The organism is Bacillus sp. SRL543 (genome assembly GCF_984799205.1).
Window position 1 is genome coordinate 4,761,974 of record NZ_OZ481794.1, and the last position, 17,046, is coordinate 4,779,019.

The window sequence follows — 17,046 nt, forward strand, 5'->3', positions numbered from 1 at the left end:
ATATTCCCGCTGAGATCCATTGTGGAGTGCTTCACCTTTCTTCCCCATCTCCTCCAAAATGATCGCCAATCACAGACCATTTCAAGAAGAATTTTCTGGGCATCGGCAGGGCTTGTTTATTTTTTGGGTCAACCACCCAATGTTCCCAGTGGTGCTTGTTTTTATGCTGATGGTGGAGCCATGCATATTCCCACTTTAATTCATCATTGAGATCTTTTTTACCTTCATAGAAAAATTTCTTAGCATATGGCAGAAACTTCTGCGGGGAAAATTTAAACCAATCGTGGATAACCCCCTGCAGAAATAGTCCTTCTTTCCAGCACTCGATTAGGACATTGAGTTTATGTTCGAGGATATACAGTATGTTTTTCCAAGCTGCCCGCAGCACGATACTCCCCCCACCTAGTTCAGTTTTATTTTCCAAAAGTTCTGGATCCCTTATTTTTCCTGCCAGCCGGCTCTAAATTATTCATTTCTATAAAAAATGTGCAGATCCTTTGCCTCACCTAAATCAGCGCGCTTTATTCCTCCAAAAAACAAAGGTCAGAAACAGCAGCAGCAAAGGAACTAATGCAGCCATCCTCCACGCATTTTCAGCTCCAAGGAAGTAATACTCTATGGGGAGTGACGTGATAAAACTGATGAACATGGAAAGCCATGATTTCTTAAATAGTCCAAAAAGGAGAGTGATGACACAAAGGAATAAGGATATTTGCCATAACACCACAATCAAATAAATGCCCCCTGTAAATTTGCATGTGATATCAAGAATGGAAGTGAATAAAAGAATTTGCTCTGGAGGATATTAATGCTAGTGCAGCTTTATCCGTGCACTATCATGAATGTGGAGGGATACATTGTGAGTACACTTACAAGCTTGATTAAAAGGATCTTTCGTTTGATTATTAAGCTGGAGTTTTTCATTGATACGTACAGATATCAGCTAAACCGCTTAATAAGAACGCAGCCTTTAGCGTAAGCAATAAGGACCTCATGGCTATCTTTTTTCCACATGAAAACAGGCAACTGCGCCGAGTTTGCCTTTAGGACAGAGGACAAGTCCCTCTGTCCTTTTAAGTAAACGAGCCAAGGGGACAGGTCCGCCGGCCCGTTTTGCATCTCTGCGTCTTACTTAATGCTGACTGAAATAAACATAGAGGCATCCTGCTTCATGAAAATACCGCTTCCATGATGGAATGTCCTGATTTCAGTTGATGTAAATCCTGCTTCGGATAGCTTTGTTTTCAACTCCTCCTGCAAAAAGCCGTTATGGACTTTCGGATGGCTGATCAGCTCGTTTTTATCAAAATCAACAATGATGAGCTTGCCGCCTTCATTGAGGATGCTGTACAGCTGCTGCAGGATTTTTTGAGTATCCGGGATATGGAGAAGGACGAGTGACATAAAGACAATGTCTGCCTTCAGCTGAGGCGTTTCCTGTGTAAAGTCTGCATACAGCACTTTTGCACTGCCGATGCCTCTGCGGGAAATCTTCATTTCCGCAACCTCCAGCATCTGTTCTGATGAATCAACCAGCAAAACGGATTCCACCAGATCTGTTAGTTCCAGACTGACCAGACCAGTGCCGCTCCCATAATCTATTAATGACTGATCCTTGCTGTTCTGCAGTTTAGTCCTGACTTCTCCAGCGATTACTTCCGCCAATTGCTTTCTTTCCTCTGAATCATATCTTTGAGCCATCTGCTCAAACACGTTGTTTTCCATTAGCTCTCTCCTTTAAGTGGCCAAAGGAGAAGGTCTAAGCCCCCTTTGATTTTCTTTTCCTTTAAACATATACCTGATCCCTTTACCCGCAAGAGGTTCGTCCTCATATCTTGGGATCACATGAAAATGGGCATGGAAAACATGCTGCCCAGCAGCCTCGCCGCAGTTCCAGCCTAAATTATAACCTTGAGGCTCATGCTTTTCATCCAAGTACTTTTTCACATCCTGAAGGAGACTGTAGGTGGCCGCCCACTCCTCAGGTGTTAAATCAAACGCAGTTTCCCTGTGCTGAATAGGAACAATTAACCCAGCGCCCTCCAGCTGGCTTCCCTTTATTTTACTTTGCCCCAGCTGTAAAAAAAGACAATATTCATTGCTCATGGCAATATTTTGATCCGGCTCGAGTTCCAGCCTGCAAAAAATACAATTATCCATATTTGATCTCCTTACTTTTATAGGCAAAACTTAAGTCAGTTAACCGAAAACCACCACACAACAAGCCCCATGCTCACAATTCCCCAAACTGTCGTCGCGAAGATCCACCAGACTACAGGACGGGATGAAATACTGCTGCTTTCCCCGTCTCTTTTTAGAGCAGCGACCCTGCGTTCCATATTCTTTTTCATGGAAACGAGAATCGCAAATCCGCCTATGAAAAAACCGAAAATAATCCAGAATAGTAAATCCACTTTCCAGCCCCCTTTTCAAATTGCACTGCCCCTAATGCTTATGCATATCAGCTTAATCAATACTGTGCAGTAATCTTCCAGGGATTTCTTTATACCTCATAAAACCATCTTCTAGAGAAAGGATGGCGTAATAAGAGGAGGGTTCTGCATCTGCCAATAAACACTGATCGTAGATAAGGTTAAGATACAGTCTTTTTCGCGGCTTAATTCCTTTTCCTATAAGCAAATCAGCTAATCCCCTATAAATCTTATCTACTGTTTCACCCATACATATTTCTACAGCAAAACCTCCAGCAAGGCTTCTCCACCACGCTCTAAAGGATGTATATATCTGATTGAATTCAGATAATGAATCATCATTTTCAGTGAACAGTGTCTGATAGAATAAGTTTCTTTCTTCGATTAAAATCAACTGATCTTGTGATGGATCATCAGCTATTCTTTCTGATATAGCATTCCATAAATCTCTGAAGCGCACCTCAAAATCTTCATGCAGCTGGCACTCTGCCGGCATATAAGGAAACTTCAAATCAGACTTGCTCCGCGTTTTATTCAGGAATATATTCTGAATATAAATTAAGAAGTTCAATGAATGCGTAGCTTCCATTGTTATGGTTAATGAATTTTCCATATGAGCTCCTTTCAAGACTAAAAATACTGCTCAATATCGTCCAAATCAGCCCCGCTGATAATCTGGTAACTCCTGCTGCTGTCTTTTTTTGTCCTTTTGCTGAAATCATAAATTAATAAGTATTTATCATCGTAAACTATCAGCCCGTATTTCCTCTCATCATTAGCTTTTAGAGTGATCCAATACGATTCTTCAAAATTCAGAGAACCCATTGTATCTGCCTTTAGCTCCATTTCAGACCAGCTCTGGATCAGTAAATTTACATCGCTCTCTTTTTCCAAAACAACTTCCTTATCAGTTGAAGATTTGATTATTTCTATAGATGTAATCTCAGGCGTATCAGGCACCACTTGGTTAAAAGTTGTGCTTCTTGAATTGATCATATACATAACCCCAAGGATGATCATGATAGAAATAAAACCGAAAACCATGAACTTTTTCAACCATTCTCCCCCTATACTTACAGCTGTGAATGACACATTGATTGCAGACAGTTTATTAAAGAACTTCAACAAAAAAAGCGCTAATCCTCCTTAAGATCAACGCACAGACTTATTCATCAAAGTTAAGATTTTTTCTTTTATGCCGCCCACACTCGTAAAAAGTATATAAGTTTCTTCCTCTGTTTTAATAACCACTCTGTCTGTATTGCCGGATGGAAACCCAATCCTTATGGCCTCCTTTTCCTGCCCTCCATATGTATCGTCATACAACACATCCGTGATAGCCGATAACGGTATTTCAGTTTTATTTAATAGCCAGCTTATCTGCAGGTTCCCATTCTTCTCTGCCACTTTAACTTCCATTGGTATCCCTCCTGTTAATATTTGTATACGGAACAGGAGGGAGGAGAGTTTCATTTTTTTCTGAGACAAGCAACTAACTAATCAATACTGGAATAACATAATTCTTTTAATCCAATCTTCTACTAAACGTTGGCTCATTCTTTCATTAGCCCTTTCATTCGGTGTGAGGATGAGTACTTGAAGCTCTTCTGGAAGTTGGTAAACTTTCTTTCTTAGCTCATCATTATTGATAGATTCATCATCTATGAATACAAGCTGTTTATCATCAAGGCTGACATAGGTACGGGCTGTATATTCCTTATGATCAATCTCAACATAATAATGGCCTCTATGGTTGGGCTTGCACCAAACGTGATGGCCTTTAAACTTGGAGTAAGATTTCTTAAACAAGGTTAATTGGTTTGTGGTGAGATAAAAATATTCTAAGTAATATTTATTATCTATATGTTTTTCTTTGTTACTATCAAAAATGTCTAAGACTAGTTCGAAATCAGGCGCATAAGTTATATTCTGATTGGGCTTGTTATACCTTAACTTTCGATATGGCATCAGTTTCTCTTTAACAAACTGATCAATATAATCATGCTCCAAATCACTCCCATAATGGAAATGAAAGACCTTTTCCAAAGCTTCTCAGCTCCCCGCCTGGCAAAGATAGATTTCCTCTGTTTGTGACTATAAGTCCCATCAGCCCATCAAATGAGTTAGCTATCACTCTTTGAGTTTGATTTTCTTGTAAAATACATAAATAACATTTGGCAGTCAATTGCTAAAGAGGCCACTTAATGCTCCGAGTATATACCAGATAGGGTTCTTTACTTTATTTCAGTATTCCTTATCCTTTTTAGAACCCCTTTTCTTATCTGTGCTGCTTAATATGTCTCCAATCAACAATAAAACAATGGCTGCTATTTGAACATAGTAAAAGATCCGGCTAAATCCCAAAACCGCAAATACCCCTAACATTATCAGCAGTACGGCAATTCCGGACAATATCTCGCCCACTGATTTCTTGTTGAATTTCCTAATTCCCATAACTGCGCTGATGAAGATTAAAGTCACCCCAAGCAAATAAAACACGCTAAAAACTGCAACGGATGTATCTACAATAAAAATACTCAATAAACTTATGATTATGCCAGCTGCACCTAATTTGACTTTTTCCGGCAGCCGACTAATAAATTTCCTTTCTTCCTTAAACACATCTACCACCTCATTAAAAAACCCTAAAGTGACAGAGGGACAGGCTGCTTGGATCTACAAAGAACTGTCCCTACCCCAAATAATTCCCCGCAACCTCAACATCAAATAACCCGCTCTCCCTTGCAAACTGCAATAGCAGATGGAGATGGCCCGCGCCATATAAAACCAAAATTCGTTCTTCATTGGAACTCACTAAGCTAGCCAGGTTTTTATAAATTAACAGATTGCGGTAATACCAATACTTCGCTGTCCAAATGGCGCCCGCCGGGTTGCTATGGCTGCCTATCAGGGACATCTTCATGTAAAGTTCCTGCCCCCTGGCAATATTCTGCGGATCATTATGCCAAAGCAGATAGTCTTTTATAGAATGATTCTGCAAGTATGTATTTGCTTTAGAAGTGATTTTCTGCCCTATCTCTGTAAATGCCTTATACTCTTCCGTATCCTCCCATTCACTTAAAGTCCCGGGGTCCGGAACACCATCCTCTTCCTGATTCCAGTCGACTGCATGAACCTGCTTTAAATCGCATTCCTTTGCGAGCCGGAATCCGATTTGGTCGACTTCATTAACGGTTAATGCATAGTCTCCATTCAAATAAGAAGCATATTCATCATTTAATGCTTCTCCGTTTTCCTGAAGAACTTCCAAGGCAACCTTTGTCGGTTTAAACCTCTTTAAACAAGTGATAACCTCCCGGATTTCTGCTTGCCTGGTATCCGATAATATATCCATTTTGTCCGTCATATACATATCTCCATTGTCTATGCCTGCAAAATGGTCCGTTCCGAAGATTAATAGAGTTGGCTTGATTAGGTTACGCCCCCTTGGAAAATTTTCAAAGACAGATAAACAGGTTCCTCATACAGCTTGTCACAAAAAATACTGTCACTCCCTTCCCTCTATTTAGCTATAACCGGCACCCACAACTCGCTGGTCGGAACCCTGTCAGGCGCCAAATAGTTCTCAATGCACGGCAGATCTGCCAGTTCGTAACCTGAGGAAGGCAGCCATTCAGTGTACAGGCGCTTCCAAGCATCAGGAATGTCAGGGAAAACAGCCCAAGTACCTGCGGGAATCACAATTTTCTCCATGTCGCTTGCAGAATCACCAATATAACGGCAGCCCATGAAATAATCGAACTCTTCATCTGTAATGGCAGCCTGTTTTCCGACTGCACCCAATATCCCTTCCAGCTTGCATTGGGGATTTTCCCAGGATAGATCAATAAAACGCTGCAGCAGGCCAGTTTCAGTTGCTTCTTTCCACAGCCCCGGAATTGTTTTAAAAGCGTCCTCCGTAACCACCTTCCGCCTGACTCCCACTATTTCAACATCAGTCTCTAATACTTCGATCCGGTAATCCATTTCCTCGTCCCCTTTAATTGAAATTTGAAAGGAAATCCTCGGGATGGCTTTTAGCTTGATTCCCTTATTCCTGGCCGCCGATGGGGTAATCCCATGAAGGTTTTTAAAAGCACGGCTGAAGGCATCCGGGGAATCATAGCCGTAAAGAAACGCTAGATCAATCACCCGGACTTCAGCGTTGTTTTGAAGCTCGACTGCCGCCTGTGATAAGCGCCTCCGCCTGATATAGTCTGATAAAGATAATCCGGTCATCGAGGAGAACATCCGTGGAAAGTGGTATTCTGAACAGCAAGCCCTTCTTGCTATTTCTTTTCCATCTATTTCACCCGCTATATTCTCCTCAATATAATCCATTGCTCTATTCAATCTCTCAAGCCAATCCATATCCACCCTCCTTTCTTGCTTACTATAACTAAAAAAGAAAACCTGAACCCTCCATTCCCTGTGCGGAAAAAGACGGGTTAGAATTTAAATCTGTATCCAATACCTCTGAACCATCTCACCACTGTCTGGAGATACGACCTCATTCTCCAAAACCCCGCCAACTTTCTGAATCGTCCTGGCAGAAGCAATATTAGCCTTATCGCAAGTGATCAGCACTCTTTCCAGCTCCAGATTTTTTGCCTCGATCAGACTCAGCCGCAGCTGCTCTGCGGCAAATCCCTTCCGCCGTTCAGCCGGGTGGACGCTGTAGCCGATATGACCGCTTTCTACCAGCAATTCCGGTGTCAGCCGGTGGCGGATGTTAACCAGGCCGACTACTCTTTCATCAACCATGCTCAGGAACTGAGTGGAAGGTACCCGGTTGGGCGGCTGCTGCCCCTTTTCCTGGCTGGTGATTTTTCCAAGCCACTCATGATAATTTTCATAATTTTGCAGCGAAGAGCCTCCATAAAGATATTCTCCCGAGTCCAAAAATGCCTTCCGGTATGCCATTAATTGTTCTTCATGATTTTGTTCAGGTCTTACTAACTTCAATATAATCAGCTTCCTTTGATATTTTTCCAAAAAATGCATAATACATGTTTCGATGCCCGGTAGCGGGTTTCCTTCTTGCTGAGGGAAATCAAGAAAAAAGGGGACAGGGCCCTTTCCCGATTTGGGAAAAGGACCTGTCCCTTTTTTCCTTAACTAACCGCCCTCTTCCGATAAACAATCAAAGTAACTGCATTCAAAAGAAACGTAATCCCGACAAGAACAGATGAAACAAATACCACAGCCCCCGCTGTATCCATCAGAGCCGGCCAGTCCTCAATATTCACAAGATGATTGCTGTACATAAGCTGGAAAATAAGCGAAACAGCACAGGCGCTGACGCTGATGACGGCAAAAGCCGCCCAATTTTTATGTTTTTGATTGTTAAGCATAATAAGATTCATAATCGGCAGGATCCAGGCAACCAATCCAAGCACAAGGCTGCCAACATTAAGCCAACCCATCACATTAAATCCCCCTTTGTATGTTTTTCGTCTTTGAATAAATAAATCAGGATCACTATCAACAGCAGAAAAGCGGCTGCTCCTGCTAATGCAAGATTGAAAAAGGCTAAAGAAAGGCTAAGCCCGATGGCCGATCCAATTAAGATGGCTATAAACTTCATTTTAAATATTTTTCTTTTTACACCTTGTATGAGTTTTTGATCGCCTTTTTCCTCCTCTATACCCAGCTGGCCTCCATTAGGCAGATCACTTTCAATACTATGGAGGTACTTCGCGCAATCTTCGCAGGAATGCAGATGATTCTTGATTAATTGGCTGCTGGCTTCACTGGTCAGATCTTCAACATATAAAGGGATCAGATCCTTGATAATATCACATTCTGCTTTCATGCCTTCTTGCCTCCTTCCATCATTACAGCGAGTTTATTTTTTGCTCTGTAGAAATTCACTCTTGCCCACTGATCTGTCTGGCTGAAAATATCACCTATCTCACTAAAGCTCATTTCATTGTACAAACGGAGAATCACGATATCCTGCTGCGGCTGTTTCAGCTGCTTGATTGCAGCCAGCACATGATTCGAGCTCTCTTTTTTTTCATAAATAACCTCTGGTGTATCTTTATCGGGAAGCTGATCTTCAAACTTTAAGGCATCAGCGGTTCGTTCAATTTTATTATTTTTCTTTATGTAGCTGTAATAAGTATATTTGGCAATCTGAAACAGCCAGGTGGACACTTTGCTGTTTCCCTTAAAACGATGGATGGATTGAAAAGCTTGCAGAAATGTTTCCTGCGTCAATTCCTCTGCAGCGGATTTGTCTCCTGATAAGCCGAACAAATAGCGGTATATCTGATTTCTGTATTTCTTGTACAAGTGCGTAAACTCATCCAATTAGAGATCTCCTTCCACTAGGTTCACTATATAAGTGTCCTGCAGAGAGTAAAACGTTACAGTTTTTAATAAAAAAGACAGAAGGATAGGTTCCTTGCCCCAACTTGGAGTAGGAACCTATCCTTCTGTCTCTACTTTATCTGTAATTTCAAAAAGATGGGGGGGTCACGGAAAAAAGGATGACGGCCTTTTGATCAAAGTGATTTGCCCATTTATGCTTCATAAGTGAAGGGATCCGGACGCTGTCGCCAGTTTCCAATAGATACTCCTGCTCGTCTAAAAACACTTTGATTCTTCCCTCTAATACAAAAGCGACTTCCTCTCCTTTATGCTCCAGCAGTTTTTCAGATGAGCTGGCACCAGGAGGGACATTCATGATCGCCGTTGCCAGTGTTCCTGTAAAATCAGGTGACAACAGCTCATATGAAAGATTGCCGGCAACCATTTGTTTACGTTCATTTGACCGGACAACCAAATCATCTGTATTGGTTTCCTCTAGTAAAAAACTGAAGGTAGGAACATCAAGGGCCTTAGCCAAAACCTTCAGAGTCTGAATCGAGGGATTTGCGAGCCCCCGTTCAATTTGACTTAACATCGACGGCGTTATTTCAGCCTCCTTCGCCAATTCCCTGCTGCTCCACCCTTTCACTTTTCTGTATTTCTTCACTTTTTTGCCGATATTTATGTTTTCCATCCCTTACCCCTCGTTAAATCATATTTAATTTTATTTAATAAAAATAAACAAAACCAGTAGGATCTGTGATAAAATACTTTTAAATTTTATTAAATATATTTTAACAAACGACATTTGCTATCAGCAAGGGGTGGGGAAAATGAATGACTTCTTTACGTTTCTGGTGCTTTCATTATTTGTTGTCATGAGCCCGGGCATCGATACGGCACTCATCACTAAGAGGACTATTTCTGATGGAAGAACAGATGGCTATAAAATGGCTCTCGGAATCACAGCTGGCTCTCTGGTGCACACATTTGCAGCTGCTTTTGGGCTCTCCGCCATTTTAATGCAGTCTGCTGCAGCTTTTGAAATTATTAAATATGCAGGTGCCATTTACTTGATTTATCTCGGTTTATCTTCTTTCACCTCAAGGAAAAAGAAGCAATCTGCCAGCGATGACTATTCCGCTGCTCCTGAATTTAAAAAATCAGCTTTTAAACAGGGCCTCTTCTCCAATGTCCTCAATCCAAAGGTGGCCATGTTTTTCTTGACCTTTTTGCCCCAGTTTGTGAAAGCAGGCGAAAACACAGCCCAGCAGCTAGTTATCATGGGCATCATCTATACCCTGCTATCCATTGCCTGGTTTTTCATTTACGTCTTTTTTATTAACTATTTGCGTGAATGGCTCATGTCTCCGAAAGTCCAAAGAGTAATGGACCAAGCAACCGGCCTTGTATTAATCGGATTCGGATTAAAGCTGGCCTTTGATAAGCAGCATTGATAAAAAAACATTGGGCGTAAACCCAATGTTTTTTCTATCTTTAAGTGATTCCAATGCAAAAATAAGATTTTATCTAGACATTATTTCATCTTCAATTTCCTTCATCACATCGTATGCCCCTTCCGATTGGTTCGAGCACACTATAACCTTACCGCCATTTTGAGGATAGTAGGCGGAATGGAAGCTGACGCCAGGGTCATAGCCCATAATATGATACTTTAAAATATCTCCCTTGTTCATCTCAATCCATACGCCATAGCCATAGTATTGATCTTCCTCGTCAGTTTGCACAAAAGGAGTGAGGAGCTTTTTCGTATAAATATCTCCTAAAAATTTATGATGGAGCAGTGCATCCCATAGCTTATCCATATCCTTGACGGTGATGTATGCCCCGCCATCAGAGCCGCCTTTTGCGGGCAGCGAATAGATATTGGTCTTCCAGGTTCCATCAGAAAAGTCGATATATCCGGCAGCAGTGTTTGGAGGCAAGTTATCAAATTCAAAATACCCTGATTCCTGCATTCCTGCCGTATTGAATACATGTTCTTGAATATAATCCGCAAAAGAAAGGCCGCTGACCTTTTCAATAATTAAGCCGAGTAAGATATATCCTGCGTTATTATAATGAAATCTTTCTCCAACCTTTAATTTCATAGGCTTATCCTTGAATAATGGCAGAAAATCCTCTAAGGCTCTGATCCTGTACATAGGATTATGAATCCACAATTCTTCAAAATCCTCCATGATTTCTTCATCAAAATAATCGGGAATACCAGAAGTATGTGTCAGCAGATGATGGATTGTGATAGATTCATCGAAAGAGGGAAAAGAAACATCCAGGAAATCCTTTAACTTCGATTCAAAAGATAATTTGCCGCTTTCAACCAGCTGGCAGATTGCTATCGCTGTAAACAGTTTGCACCCCGAGGCTATCCCAAATCGAGTATTGGCATTATTTTTAATGTAATCGGAACGGTTGGCATAGCCAAAGCTTGCCTCAGCCAAAGTGTCCCTTTCCCTTTTAACAAGAGCAGTACCCGAGAATCCAGCTTCATCTGATATAGCCGAAATACGTTTTAACATTTTGTTCATATTAGCTTCCTCCTTTTTGAGCCACGGGGACAGGTCCCTCGGCTCACTTGGAACAATTCCCCCTCAGTTTCTTCACCTCAAGCCTATTCATCCATTCATCAACCAAAGCGTTAAACACATCTCCCTGCTCAATATGCAAATTGTGTCCCGCCATATCAAGAACTGCAAAAGTTGCCCGCGGATAATCCTCTAGCAGCTGCAAGGTATCATGATAGCCGGTAATATGATCCTGCCTTCCCGTGATAATCAGCGCCGGGCAGTCAAGTTTAGCGGATATATCGAAGCTAAAGCCGTACCCACTGGTCTGGATCCTCTCCAGGAATTCTGCATTTGCCAATCTGGAAGGAAGCAGGATTTCTTTCTGGAATCTTTCCCACTCGCCCTCGCCCTGTACGACTCCGACAGAACAGAATTCTTCGGCATCCTCTTGGGAAAGGCTCGAGATCAAGCTGCTGTCCTTTTTTAAAACAGCATGCTGTGGCAAAGTCCTGCTGGCAGATTCAGCTATGGCCACCGGCGCCAGCAGCATAAGTCCGCGGATACGATCCTGCCTGGAATGGGCAACCCCTCTCGCCAGATAGCCCCCATAAGAATAGCCGCAGACAGCAAACGGTCCTTCAGGAATGATCTCGTCCAAAAGCTGCAGCACAGATTCCAGCATATCATCCGAGTTCTGTATGGAAGGCTGCGGCAGAGACTGCCCCATCCCCGGAAGATCGATATAGATCCTTTTCCATCCGTCCCGATTCTCAAATAACGGCTCCATTGCATGCAGCATCACCCTATGGTCAAGTGTCCAGCCGTGCAGCATGACGATGGGAAAGCCTTCTCCTATAGTTTTATGGTAAATGGACATGTTACTTCCCCCTTGTTTAATAATGCTCGCTCTCCCCATTCAATCTTTTAACCTCTTTTTCTAAATAATCCAGGCGTTTATGTATTCTATAAATAATCGGCAAATAAGCAATGATCACAACGATGATCCAACCCACAGGCATTTCCTCCTTGCATCTTATTTCAAGAAAATTGTATCATATCCCTTTTCCTATTTTTCACATTTTCTGAAGGTCCTTTTTAAGCTAGTTTCTAAAATAAGAAAAGCCGCCTTCCAGGCAGCAGCTATATAGAATATTTAAGTTTCCAGTGCACTATTTTAAGCACGATTCCTCTGGGCTTAGATATACAGGCTCCCAGGGTTCTCTTCCCTTTTTACGATATTGAGCCACTTCCAAATCAGTCCCGTTCGTTAATGTGGCAAAAATAAAACTATAAAGCGCCCCATCTGTCCCCTGAAAGTAAATGGTTTTAATGTACCCCTTTTTTACGGTGGGATATAAGTGATGAATCAGCTTGCACCATTCTCCGTATTTAACCTTTATAATGTCTTCTCCATCATGAGCCCATCCATGATAAGGGGCGCATAGAAAGTCTTCTTCTATTTTACTTATATCGGAGATGCGGAAACCTTCATTTTCAGGTACAAGGTGAATAAAGCCATACGAATAGCCAAAATACTCCGCTTTCCTGTCTTTAAATCCTTCTATGGTTTCAATTTCATAAAAAAAGCGGATTCCTCCTTCTTCATCGGGCACATGCAAAAGCTTAATCAGACTTGTATGCCCGATTCCGGCAAAGAAATGTAAATATTCCTCATAACTTAATCTATTTCGATACTTCTTAGACAAAAAGTTATATGCAATCGGAAAGGGCAGCCTTGCCTGGCCAATGGTCCCGCAGCTCCGCCCTCCCATATTTTCGGCTTCGCGCAGAATACTAAAATAATTCAGGATCGTATCTTCGGGAGTTTTAGCCCATTCAGCAGGCAGCCTGATTTGTTCATGGCTTTTTTCATAAAAAGGAGAAAAATGCTCCCAGCTGTCTAATCTTAAATTTAAAGCCTTCCGGCAAGAAGGACGAAAATACTTTTGATGATAAGAAGTGCTGTCAAGTTGATTTCTTGTTAGCAATACCTTCACCTCAATCCCAGTTTATGGCCTTATAGGTGAAAAGTGACTTTACGCAAAACAAAAAGGACATCCATCCATAGAGAATAAACGTCCTTTTAAAAAGCAATATTCAATTGTTGCCTTACAGATCAACCAGTCTCCTTACCGCTTCCACAACGATTTCCGGTTCGTCCCGCTGTATATAATGGGCACTGTTTTCCGCAATCACCAGTTCACCCTGTGAAGAGATCTCTATCAGTTCCCGCTGCATGTCGTTCCACAGCGCCTGTGATTCGGCAGAATAGTGAGCCTTCTTGCCTGCTGACAGGACAATGAGCGGCACATCTAACCGGCGCCTGGTATCTTTCAGCTGACGGAGGCTCTCCATAAACTCATCATAATTGCCTTCCCGGTCGAATTGCTTATGGTAGGCTTCCTGAAAGTCCTTTGGCATCGTCGGGAGAAATCTTTCCCTATACTCTTCAGGAGTCGAGTCGACCAGCACCAGTCCGCACACTTCATCAGAGTATTCTGTTGCATACATCCGCATATTTCCGCCGCCAAATGAGTGGCCGACCAATATATAAGGAGGGGCAATATTGGCTTCCGCAAGAAGCTCCTTTAATTCTTTTACCATTTCGCGGCTGGTTCTCGGGCTGGTGCTTCTTCCGCTCTTTCCGAGTCCTGCCCGGTCATAGGTGAAGACGCTCGATAGCATTGAGAGTTCTTTAAGTACCGGATCCCAGGCCTTTGAATGGTCTCCATAGCCTGCGTCCATAATGATTGTTGGTTTTTCGTTATATTCGCCTGTTAATTTAGCATATAGTTTGCAGCCATTTATCTCTGCTATCATTTCTTTCATGAAATCCCTTCCCCTCGTGTTTCCGAATAACCATTCAGGAATAATTTAACAACTAATAGGCTGCTCTTCAACCAGCACGATTTGAGAATGCTATTTTTGCAGATTCTTTTTCATGAGGGATGCGATTTGCATAGAATCATGCTGAGCGGTTTGCTCCAAATGTTTAATAATTAATTCCTGCCGCTCCAGGGGATGATTTTGGCTCAGTTTAGCCTTGCCTTCCATTTTTGTGATTTTCATTTTAAAAGGAACAATCCCTCTGCTCATCCCTTTTACGAAATCTGGTGCTAAATTCTCCATTTGGTATGGGCTGTCCGGACTTTCATATTTGACGGTCAAGTCATTCAGGGTATTGATTATCTCTGACTCATCTTCAATTATCTCCAAACTTCCATAAACATGGACAGAGACATAGTTCCAGGTCGGAACAGCCTTTTTCGTTTCATACCAGGAGGGTGAAATATAACTGTGAGGTCCTTGAAAAATGGCAAGGACCTGCTGGCCCCCGGCAGTCTTCCACTGATCGTTCGCACGGGCAAAATGGCCATATAAAGCATGCTCAGACTTCATCAAAACGAGGGGAAGATGCGTCGCATTTGGTTCTCCATTGTGCTGGGAAATGATTGCAGCAAAGCTGTAACGCTCGATAAAACGGCATATTTCATTTTCATCATCAATCCTAAAGTGCTTTGGAATATACACTTCATATCACCTCAATCGTTTATAGAAGCGCCTTGACCATGATCAGGTCTATTTGTTCTTCATCACCCATATAGAACGAATGGGCTCCCATTTGGATAAATCCCATTTTGTGATAAAAAGCAATCGCATTTTCGTTCTGTTCCCACACACCCAGCCAGACTTTCTTCTTACCCTGCTCTTCTGCCATTCCGATCGCTTTCTTCAGCAGATATTTGCCAAGCCCATGCTTCTGGAATGGCTTCTTGATATAAATTCGCTCTATCTCAAACGCTTCCTCACCCATATCCTCCGACTGGGCATCCTTCCCATTCACCTTCAGGTATCCAGCAAGCTCTTCATTGAAAAAAACAAAAAAGAACTGTGAAGACCTGTGGGATAACTCTTTTTTCAACTGCTCTAAGTTATACGCCTTTTCCAGATAAGCATTCATATTTTCGGGTGAATTCTGATCTTTAAAGGTATCACTGAAAGTTTCAATGCTGATCTCCTGCAGCTGATGTAAATCTTCCAGGATGCATCTTTTCAAATACATCGTCATTCCAAACGCTCCTTCATTATTTAATAAATTCTCTTGTTTCCCTTTTTTACAGATTCCCAGTCTTTTTCTACATTCTTTCTGACTCTCTGAAGAAAATGGAACATGGCTTCTGCTTCTTCTTCTGTAAATCCTTCTAATGCAACCTTGTTGGAATAATCATTCTCACTTTTTATAAAAGGGTACACACTGCTGCCCTTCTCAGTTGGATTGAGCCTCTTGATTTTCTTATTATCAGGATCGTCCCTTTTTTCAATAAAGCCATTCATTTCAAGTTTTTTAATGGCACGGGCGGCTGTTGTCCGGTCAACTTTAACCATCTCGGCCAGCTTTTCCTGAATGATCCCGGGGTTCTCACAGATCCGCACCACATACAAATACTGCCCTTTGGTGAGGTCATGCTCTTTGAATTCAATATTGCTGATTGAATCCAAGGCTCTTGCGATCATGCCGATTTCACGAAGAATTTCCGTCATCATCTGACTCCTTAAGCCTTATTTAATATATTGACATGAATTTAATTTAACTTAGTTTTGTTGCATTTACAACAAAAATCACGCAGTCATACTATAAAAAATAAGCATCGCCAGCGGCAATGCCTGTTTTGCATCAAACTCACCTGCCTGATTCCTTTTCCCATTCATAAAGAATATCCGGCAAATTTTCTTCATTCTCGAAGCCCCGGCCAATAATGGTGAATCCATGCTTCTCATAGAACCGCTGAGCTTTCTCATTTACCTCAAAGGTGTATAGGGCAAGCCGGCCATCTGATTGTTCTTTTGCTCTGCTGAGCAGTGCAGCGCCTATCCCCATTCCCTGATAGTCACCATGAATATAAAGCTGGTTTATTTCGGTTTCATTATAGGCGATGATGCCGACTACTTTTTCCACCGATAATGCCAGCACGATCTGACACTGGCGAGCTAGTATGTTATTTAAAAAATATATATGGTCCTCAAAGCTGTGGATTTCCTTCTGCCCAATCGCCTTCTCCTTGCTGTCCCTCCACATTTTCACGGTCTCTGAGGCATAGCGCGGGTGATACGGTATCATTTTCATTTCTTTTCTCCTGAGAATGATTCTGCAAAAATAAAATGATCATTGGGATTCCAAATATGCAGGTAGTCCGCAATGTAACCGCGCAGCCATAAAGCGTCTTCCATGCTTCTTAGATAAAAGCCCTTCGGGAAATCGTGGTCATCCCTAATTACGGCTGATGCAATGGTGATAGATCCGGAAGGTGCCTGGTGCCGCTGTCCGGATAACCCTTCAGGCTGATCCAGATACTGCAGCCTCATGTGAGGACCCAGCTCCAGCGGACACAAACTCAGCCCCAGTTCACCCGCTCTTTGAAAAATCTTGTCCAGAGGAGCTCCCTGCTGAAAACCAAGGTCCGCCACTGTCAATTCAACGGTTTCAACCCTATATCTTTCAGCAGAAACCGTGAACAGATCATCAGCAAACAATCTTTCCCCATACTCGTTCATCAAGATAGAGGCTTGGTGCAATCTCTGGAAAAGCTCTTGTTTCATTATGCCGCCCGCTTCTATTGTTCTTTTTACAACAGGGCGATCCGGATCCGGGTATATTTTTGGGCTGTTAATGGCCATCACTCCTAATCCGTGTTTTTATATATTCATATTCAATGCAGCAAGCCTATTTCCTTTTTCCATTCTCCGGACAAAAAACAAGACAAGCGCTTCAA

General features: G+C 42.1%; 27 protein-coding genes. 1 reads left to right on the forward strand and 26 read right to left on the reverse strand.

The annotated features are described in order from the left end of the window. Positions 1-31 precede the first annotated feature (31 nt). From AC4E8B_RS24115 to AC4E8B_RS24195, 17 genes are all read right to left on the reverse strand, one after another. Entirely contained in the window at positions 32-424 is a 393-nt protein-coding gene (locus tag AC4E8B_RS24115) for a DUF5662 family protein (RefSeq protein WP_490216086.1), read from the reverse strand. Positions 425-511: 87 nt separating this feature from the next. Then, on the reverse strand, positions 512-733 hold the full coding sequence (locus AC4E8B_RS24120; RefSeq protein ID WP_490216087.1) for a hypothetical protein: 222 nt from the start codon (positions 731-733) through the stop codon (positions 512-514). Positions 734-1,128: 395 nt separating this feature from the next. Continuing rightward, positions 1,129-1,725 (reverse strand): class I SAM-dependent methyltransferase, encoded by a 597-nt coding sequence (locus AC4E8B_RS24125; RefSeq protein ID WP_490216088.1) that lies wholly within the window; start codon positions 1,723-1,725, stop codon positions 1,129-1,131. Between the two features lie 12 nt (positions 1,726-1,737). Then, a complete protein-coding gene (locus tag AC4E8B_RS24130) occupies positions 1,738-2,160 on the reverse strand; it encodes an HIT family protein (protein WP_490216089.1) in 423 nt (140 codons plus the stop codon). A gap of 35 nt (positions 2,161-2,195) precedes the next feature. Then, a complete protein-coding gene (locus tag AC4E8B_RS24135) occupies positions 2,196-2,414 on the reverse strand; it encodes a hypothetical protein (RefSeq protein ID WP_490216090.1) in 219 nt (72 codons plus the stop codon). Between the two features lie 52 nt (positions 2,415-2,466). Further along, positions 2,467-3,045, reverse strand: coding sequence for a hypothetical protein (locus AC4E8B_RS24140; protein ID WP_490216091.1), 579 nt, complete (start codon positions 3,043-3,045; stop codon positions 2,467-2,469). A 17-nt stretch (positions 3,046-3,062) separates the two neighbouring features. Further along, on the reverse strand, positions 3,063-3,488 hold the full coding sequence (locus AC4E8B_RS24145) for a DUF5301 domain-containing protein (protein ID WP_490216092.1): 426 nt from the start codon (positions 3,486-3,488) through the stop codon (positions 3,063-3,065). A 96-nt stretch (positions 3,489-3,584) separates the two neighbouring features. Continuing rightward, the gene (locus AC4E8B_RS24150; protein WP_490216093.1) at positions 3,585-3,851 is read right to left on the reverse strand and encodes a SunI/YnzG family protein; all 267 of its coding nucleotides are present in this window, start codon (positions 3,849-3,851) and stop codon (positions 3,585-3,587) included. Between the two features lie 81 nt (positions 3,852-3,932). Then, a complete protein-coding gene (locus AC4E8B_RS24155) occupies positions 3,933-4,478 on the reverse strand; it encodes a hypothetical protein (protein ID WP_490216094.1) in 546 nt (181 codons plus the stop codon). A 198-nt stretch (positions 4,479-4,676) separates the two neighbouring features. Continuing rightward, complete coding sequence (locus AC4E8B_RS24160) at positions 4,677-5,054, reverse strand: hypothetical protein (protein WP_490216095.1); 378 nt, start codon at positions 5,052-5,054, stop codon at positions 4,677-4,679. Between the two features lie 70 nt (positions 5,055-5,124). Further along, entirely contained in the window at positions 5,125-5,787 is a 663-nt protein-coding gene (locus AC4E8B_RS24165; RefSeq protein ID WP_490216096.1) for a DUF5694 domain-containing protein, read from the reverse strand. Positions 5,788-5,954: 167 nt separating this feature from the next. Further along, a complete protein-coding gene (locus tag AC4E8B_RS24170; RefSeq protein WP_490216097.1) occupies positions 5,955-6,803 on the reverse strand; it encodes an AraC family transcriptional regulator in 849 nt (282 codons plus the stop codon). 84 nt (positions 6,804-6,887) lie between these two features. After that, on the reverse strand, positions 6,888-7,397 hold the full coding sequence (locus tag AC4E8B_RS24175) for a GNAT family N-acetyltransferase (protein WP_490216098.1): 510 nt from the start codon (positions 7,395-7,397) through the stop codon (positions 6,888-6,890). Positions 7,398-7,546: 149 nt separating this feature from the next. Beyond that, positions 7,547-7,858, reverse strand: coding sequence for a hypothetical protein (locus AC4E8B_RS24180; protein WP_490219875.1), 312 nt, complete (start codon positions 7,856-7,858; stop codon positions 7,547-7,549). After that, the gene (locus AC4E8B_RS24185; RefSeq protein WP_490216099.1) at positions 7,858-8,247 is read right to left on the reverse strand and encodes a zf-HC2 domain-containing protein; all 390 of its coding nucleotides are present in this window, start codon (positions 8,245-8,247) and stop codon (positions 7,858-7,860) included. Before AC4E8B_RS24185 ends, AC4E8B_RS24180 begins: the two co-directional genes overlap by 1 nt. Further along, positions 8,244-8,747, reverse strand: a complete 504-nt coding sequence (locus AC4E8B_RS24190; protein WP_490216100.1) for an RNA polymerase sigma factor — start codon at positions 8,745-8,747, stop codon at positions 8,244-8,246. The genes AC4E8B_RS24185 and AC4E8B_RS24190 overlap by 4 nt, the downstream gene beginning before the upstream one ends. 148 nt (positions 8,748-8,895) lie before the next feature. Beyond that, the gene (locus tag AC4E8B_RS24195; protein ID WP_490216101.1) at positions 8,896-9,441 is read right to left on the reverse strand and encodes a helix-turn-helix domain-containing protein; all 546 of its coding nucleotides are present in this window, start codon (positions 9,439-9,441) and stop codon (positions 8,896-8,898) included. Positions 9,442-9,580: 139 nt separating this feature from the next. Between AC4E8B_RS24195 and AC4E8B_RS24200 the strand changes: the two genes are divergently transcribed. Next, the gene (locus AC4E8B_RS24200) at positions 9,581-10,204 is read left to right on the forward strand and encodes a LysE family translocator (RefSeq protein WP_490216102.1); all 624 of its coding nucleotides are present in this window, start codon (positions 9,581-9,583) and stop codon (positions 10,202-10,204) included. A 69-nt stretch (positions 10,205-10,273) separates the two neighbouring features. Here AC4E8B_RS24200 and AC4E8B_RS24205 read toward each other — a convergent pair whose 3' ends face one another. The 9 genes from AC4E8B_RS24205 to AC4E8B_RS24245 form a co-directional block, all read right to left on the reverse strand. Next, complete coding sequence (locus AC4E8B_RS24205; RefSeq protein ID WP_490216103.1) at positions 10,274-11,296, reverse strand: serine hydrolase domain-containing protein; 1,023 nt, start codon at positions 11,294-11,296, stop codon at positions 10,274-10,276. Between the two features lie 43 nt (positions 11,297-11,339). Next, complete coding sequence (locus AC4E8B_RS24210) at positions 11,340-12,152, reverse strand: alpha/beta fold hydrolase (RefSeq protein WP_490216104.1); 813 nt, start codon at positions 12,150-12,152, stop codon at positions 11,340-11,342. 292 nt (positions 12,153-12,444) lie between these two features. Continuing rightward, positions 12,445-12,981, reverse strand: a complete 537-nt coding sequence (locus tag AC4E8B_RS24215) for a hypothetical protein (protein WP_490216105.1) — start codon at positions 12,979-12,981, stop codon at positions 12,445-12,447. Between the two features lie 403 nt (positions 12,982-13,384). Then, a complete protein-coding gene (locus tag AC4E8B_RS24220) occupies positions 13,385-14,104 on the reverse strand; it encodes an alpha/beta fold hydrolase (protein WP_490216106.1) in 720 nt (239 codons plus the stop codon). A 90-nt stretch (positions 14,105-14,194) separates the two neighbouring features. Next, positions 14,195-14,806, reverse strand: coding sequence for an FMN-binding negative transcriptional regulator (locus AC4E8B_RS24225; RefSeq protein ID WP_490216107.1), 612 nt, complete (start codon positions 14,804-14,806; stop codon positions 14,195-14,197). Between the two features lie 19 nt (positions 14,807-14,825). Continuing rightward, positions 14,826-15,344, reverse strand: coding sequence for a spermidine/spermine N(1)-acetyltransferase (gene paiA, locus AC4E8B_RS24230; protein WP_490216108.1), 519 nt, complete (start codon positions 15,342-15,344; stop codon positions 14,826-14,828). 20 nt (positions 15,345-15,364) lie between these two features. After that, entirely contained in the window at positions 15,365-15,817 is a 453-nt protein-coding gene (locus AC4E8B_RS24235; RefSeq protein ID WP_490219876.1) for a MarR family winged helix-turn-helix transcriptional regulator, read from the reverse strand. A 139-nt stretch (positions 15,818-15,956) separates the two neighbouring features. After that, on the reverse strand, positions 15,957-16,400 hold the full coding sequence (locus AC4E8B_RS24240; protein ID WP_490216109.1) for a GNAT family N-acetyltransferase: 444 nt from the start codon (positions 16,398-16,400) through the stop codon (positions 15,957-15,959). After that, positions 16,397-16,951 (reverse strand): helicase, encoded by a 555-nt coding sequence (locus tag AC4E8B_RS24245; RefSeq protein WP_490216110.1) that lies wholly within the window; start codon positions 16,949-16,951, stop codon positions 16,397-16,399. The genes AC4E8B_RS24240 and AC4E8B_RS24245 overlap by 4 nt, the downstream gene beginning before the upstream one ends. Between the last annotated feature and the right edge of the window lie 95 nt (positions 16,952-17,046).

Excerpts from the sequence above, each read along its gene's own strand:
- AC4E8B_RS24240 (WP_490216109.1), bottom strand. The coding sequence starts at position 16,400 with ATGAAAATGATACCGTATCACCCGCGCTATGCCTCAGAGACCGTGAAA.
- AC4E8B_RS24210 (WP_490216104.1), bottom strand. The coding sequence starts at position 12,152 with ATGTCCATTTACCATAAAACTATAGGAGAAGGCTTTCCCATCGTCATG.
- AC4E8B_RS24200 (WP_490216102.1), top strand. The coding sequence starts at position 9,581 with ATGAATGACTTCTTTACGTTTCTGGTGCTTTCATTATTTGTTGTCATG.
- AC4E8B_RS24195 (WP_490216101.1), bottom strand. The coding sequence starts at position 9,441 with ATGGAAAACATAAATATCGGCAAAAAAGTGAAGAAATACAGAAAAGTG.
- AC4E8B_RS24180 (WP_490219875.1), bottom strand. The coding sequence starts at position 7,858 with ATGGGTTGGCTTAATGTTGGCAGCCTTGTGCTTGGATTGGTTGCCTGG.
- AC4E8B_RS24150 (WP_490216093.1), bottom strand. The coding sequence starts at position 3,851 with ATGGAAGTTAAAGTGGCAGAGAAGAATGGGAACCTGCAGATAAGCTGG.
- AC4E8B_RS24125 (WP_490216088.1), bottom strand. The coding sequence starts at position 1,725 with ATGGAAAACAACGTGTTTGAGCAGATGGCTCAAAGATATGATTCAGAG.
- AC4E8B_RS24165 (WP_490216096.1), bottom strand. The coding sequence starts at position 5,787 with ATGGATATATTATCGGATACCAGGCAAGCAGAAATCCGGGAGGTTATC.
- AC4E8B_RS24220 (WP_490216106.1), bottom strand. The coding sequence starts at position 14,104 with ATGAAAGAAATGATAGCAGAGATAAATGGCTGCAAACTATATGCTAAA.
- AC4E8B_RS24245 (WP_490216110.1), bottom strand. The coding sequence starts at position 16,951 with ATGGCCATTAACAGCCCAAAAATATACCCGGATCCGGATCGCCCTGTT.
- AC4E8B_RS24170 (WP_490216097.1), bottom strand. The coding sequence starts at position 6,803 with ATGGATTGGCTTGAGAGATTGAATAGAGCAATGGATTATATTGAGGAG.
- AC4E8B_RS24205 (WP_490216103.1), bottom strand. The coding sequence starts at position 11,296 with ATGAACAAAATGTTAAAACGTATTTCGGCTATATCAGATGAAGCTGGA.
- AC4E8B_RS24140 (WP_490216091.1), bottom strand. The coding sequence starts at position 3,045 with ATGGAAAATTCATTAACCATAACAATGGAAGCTACGCATTCATTGAAC.
- paiA (WP_490216108.1), bottom strand. The coding sequence starts at position 15,344 with ATGACGATGTATTTGAAAAGATGCATCCTGGAAGATTTACATCAGCTG.
- AC4E8B_RS24185 (WP_490216099.1), bottom strand. The coding sequence starts at position 8,247 with ATGAAAGCAGAATGTGATATTATCAAGGATCTGATCCCTTTATATGTT.
- AC4E8B_RS24130 (WP_490216089.1), bottom strand. The coding sequence starts at position 2,160 with ATGGATAATTGTATTTTTTGCAGGCTGGAACTCGAGCCGGATCAAAAT.
- AC4E8B_RS24235 (WP_490219876.1), bottom strand. The coding sequence starts at position 15,817 with ATGACGGAAATTCTTCGTGAAATCGGCATGATCGCAAGAGCCTTGGAT.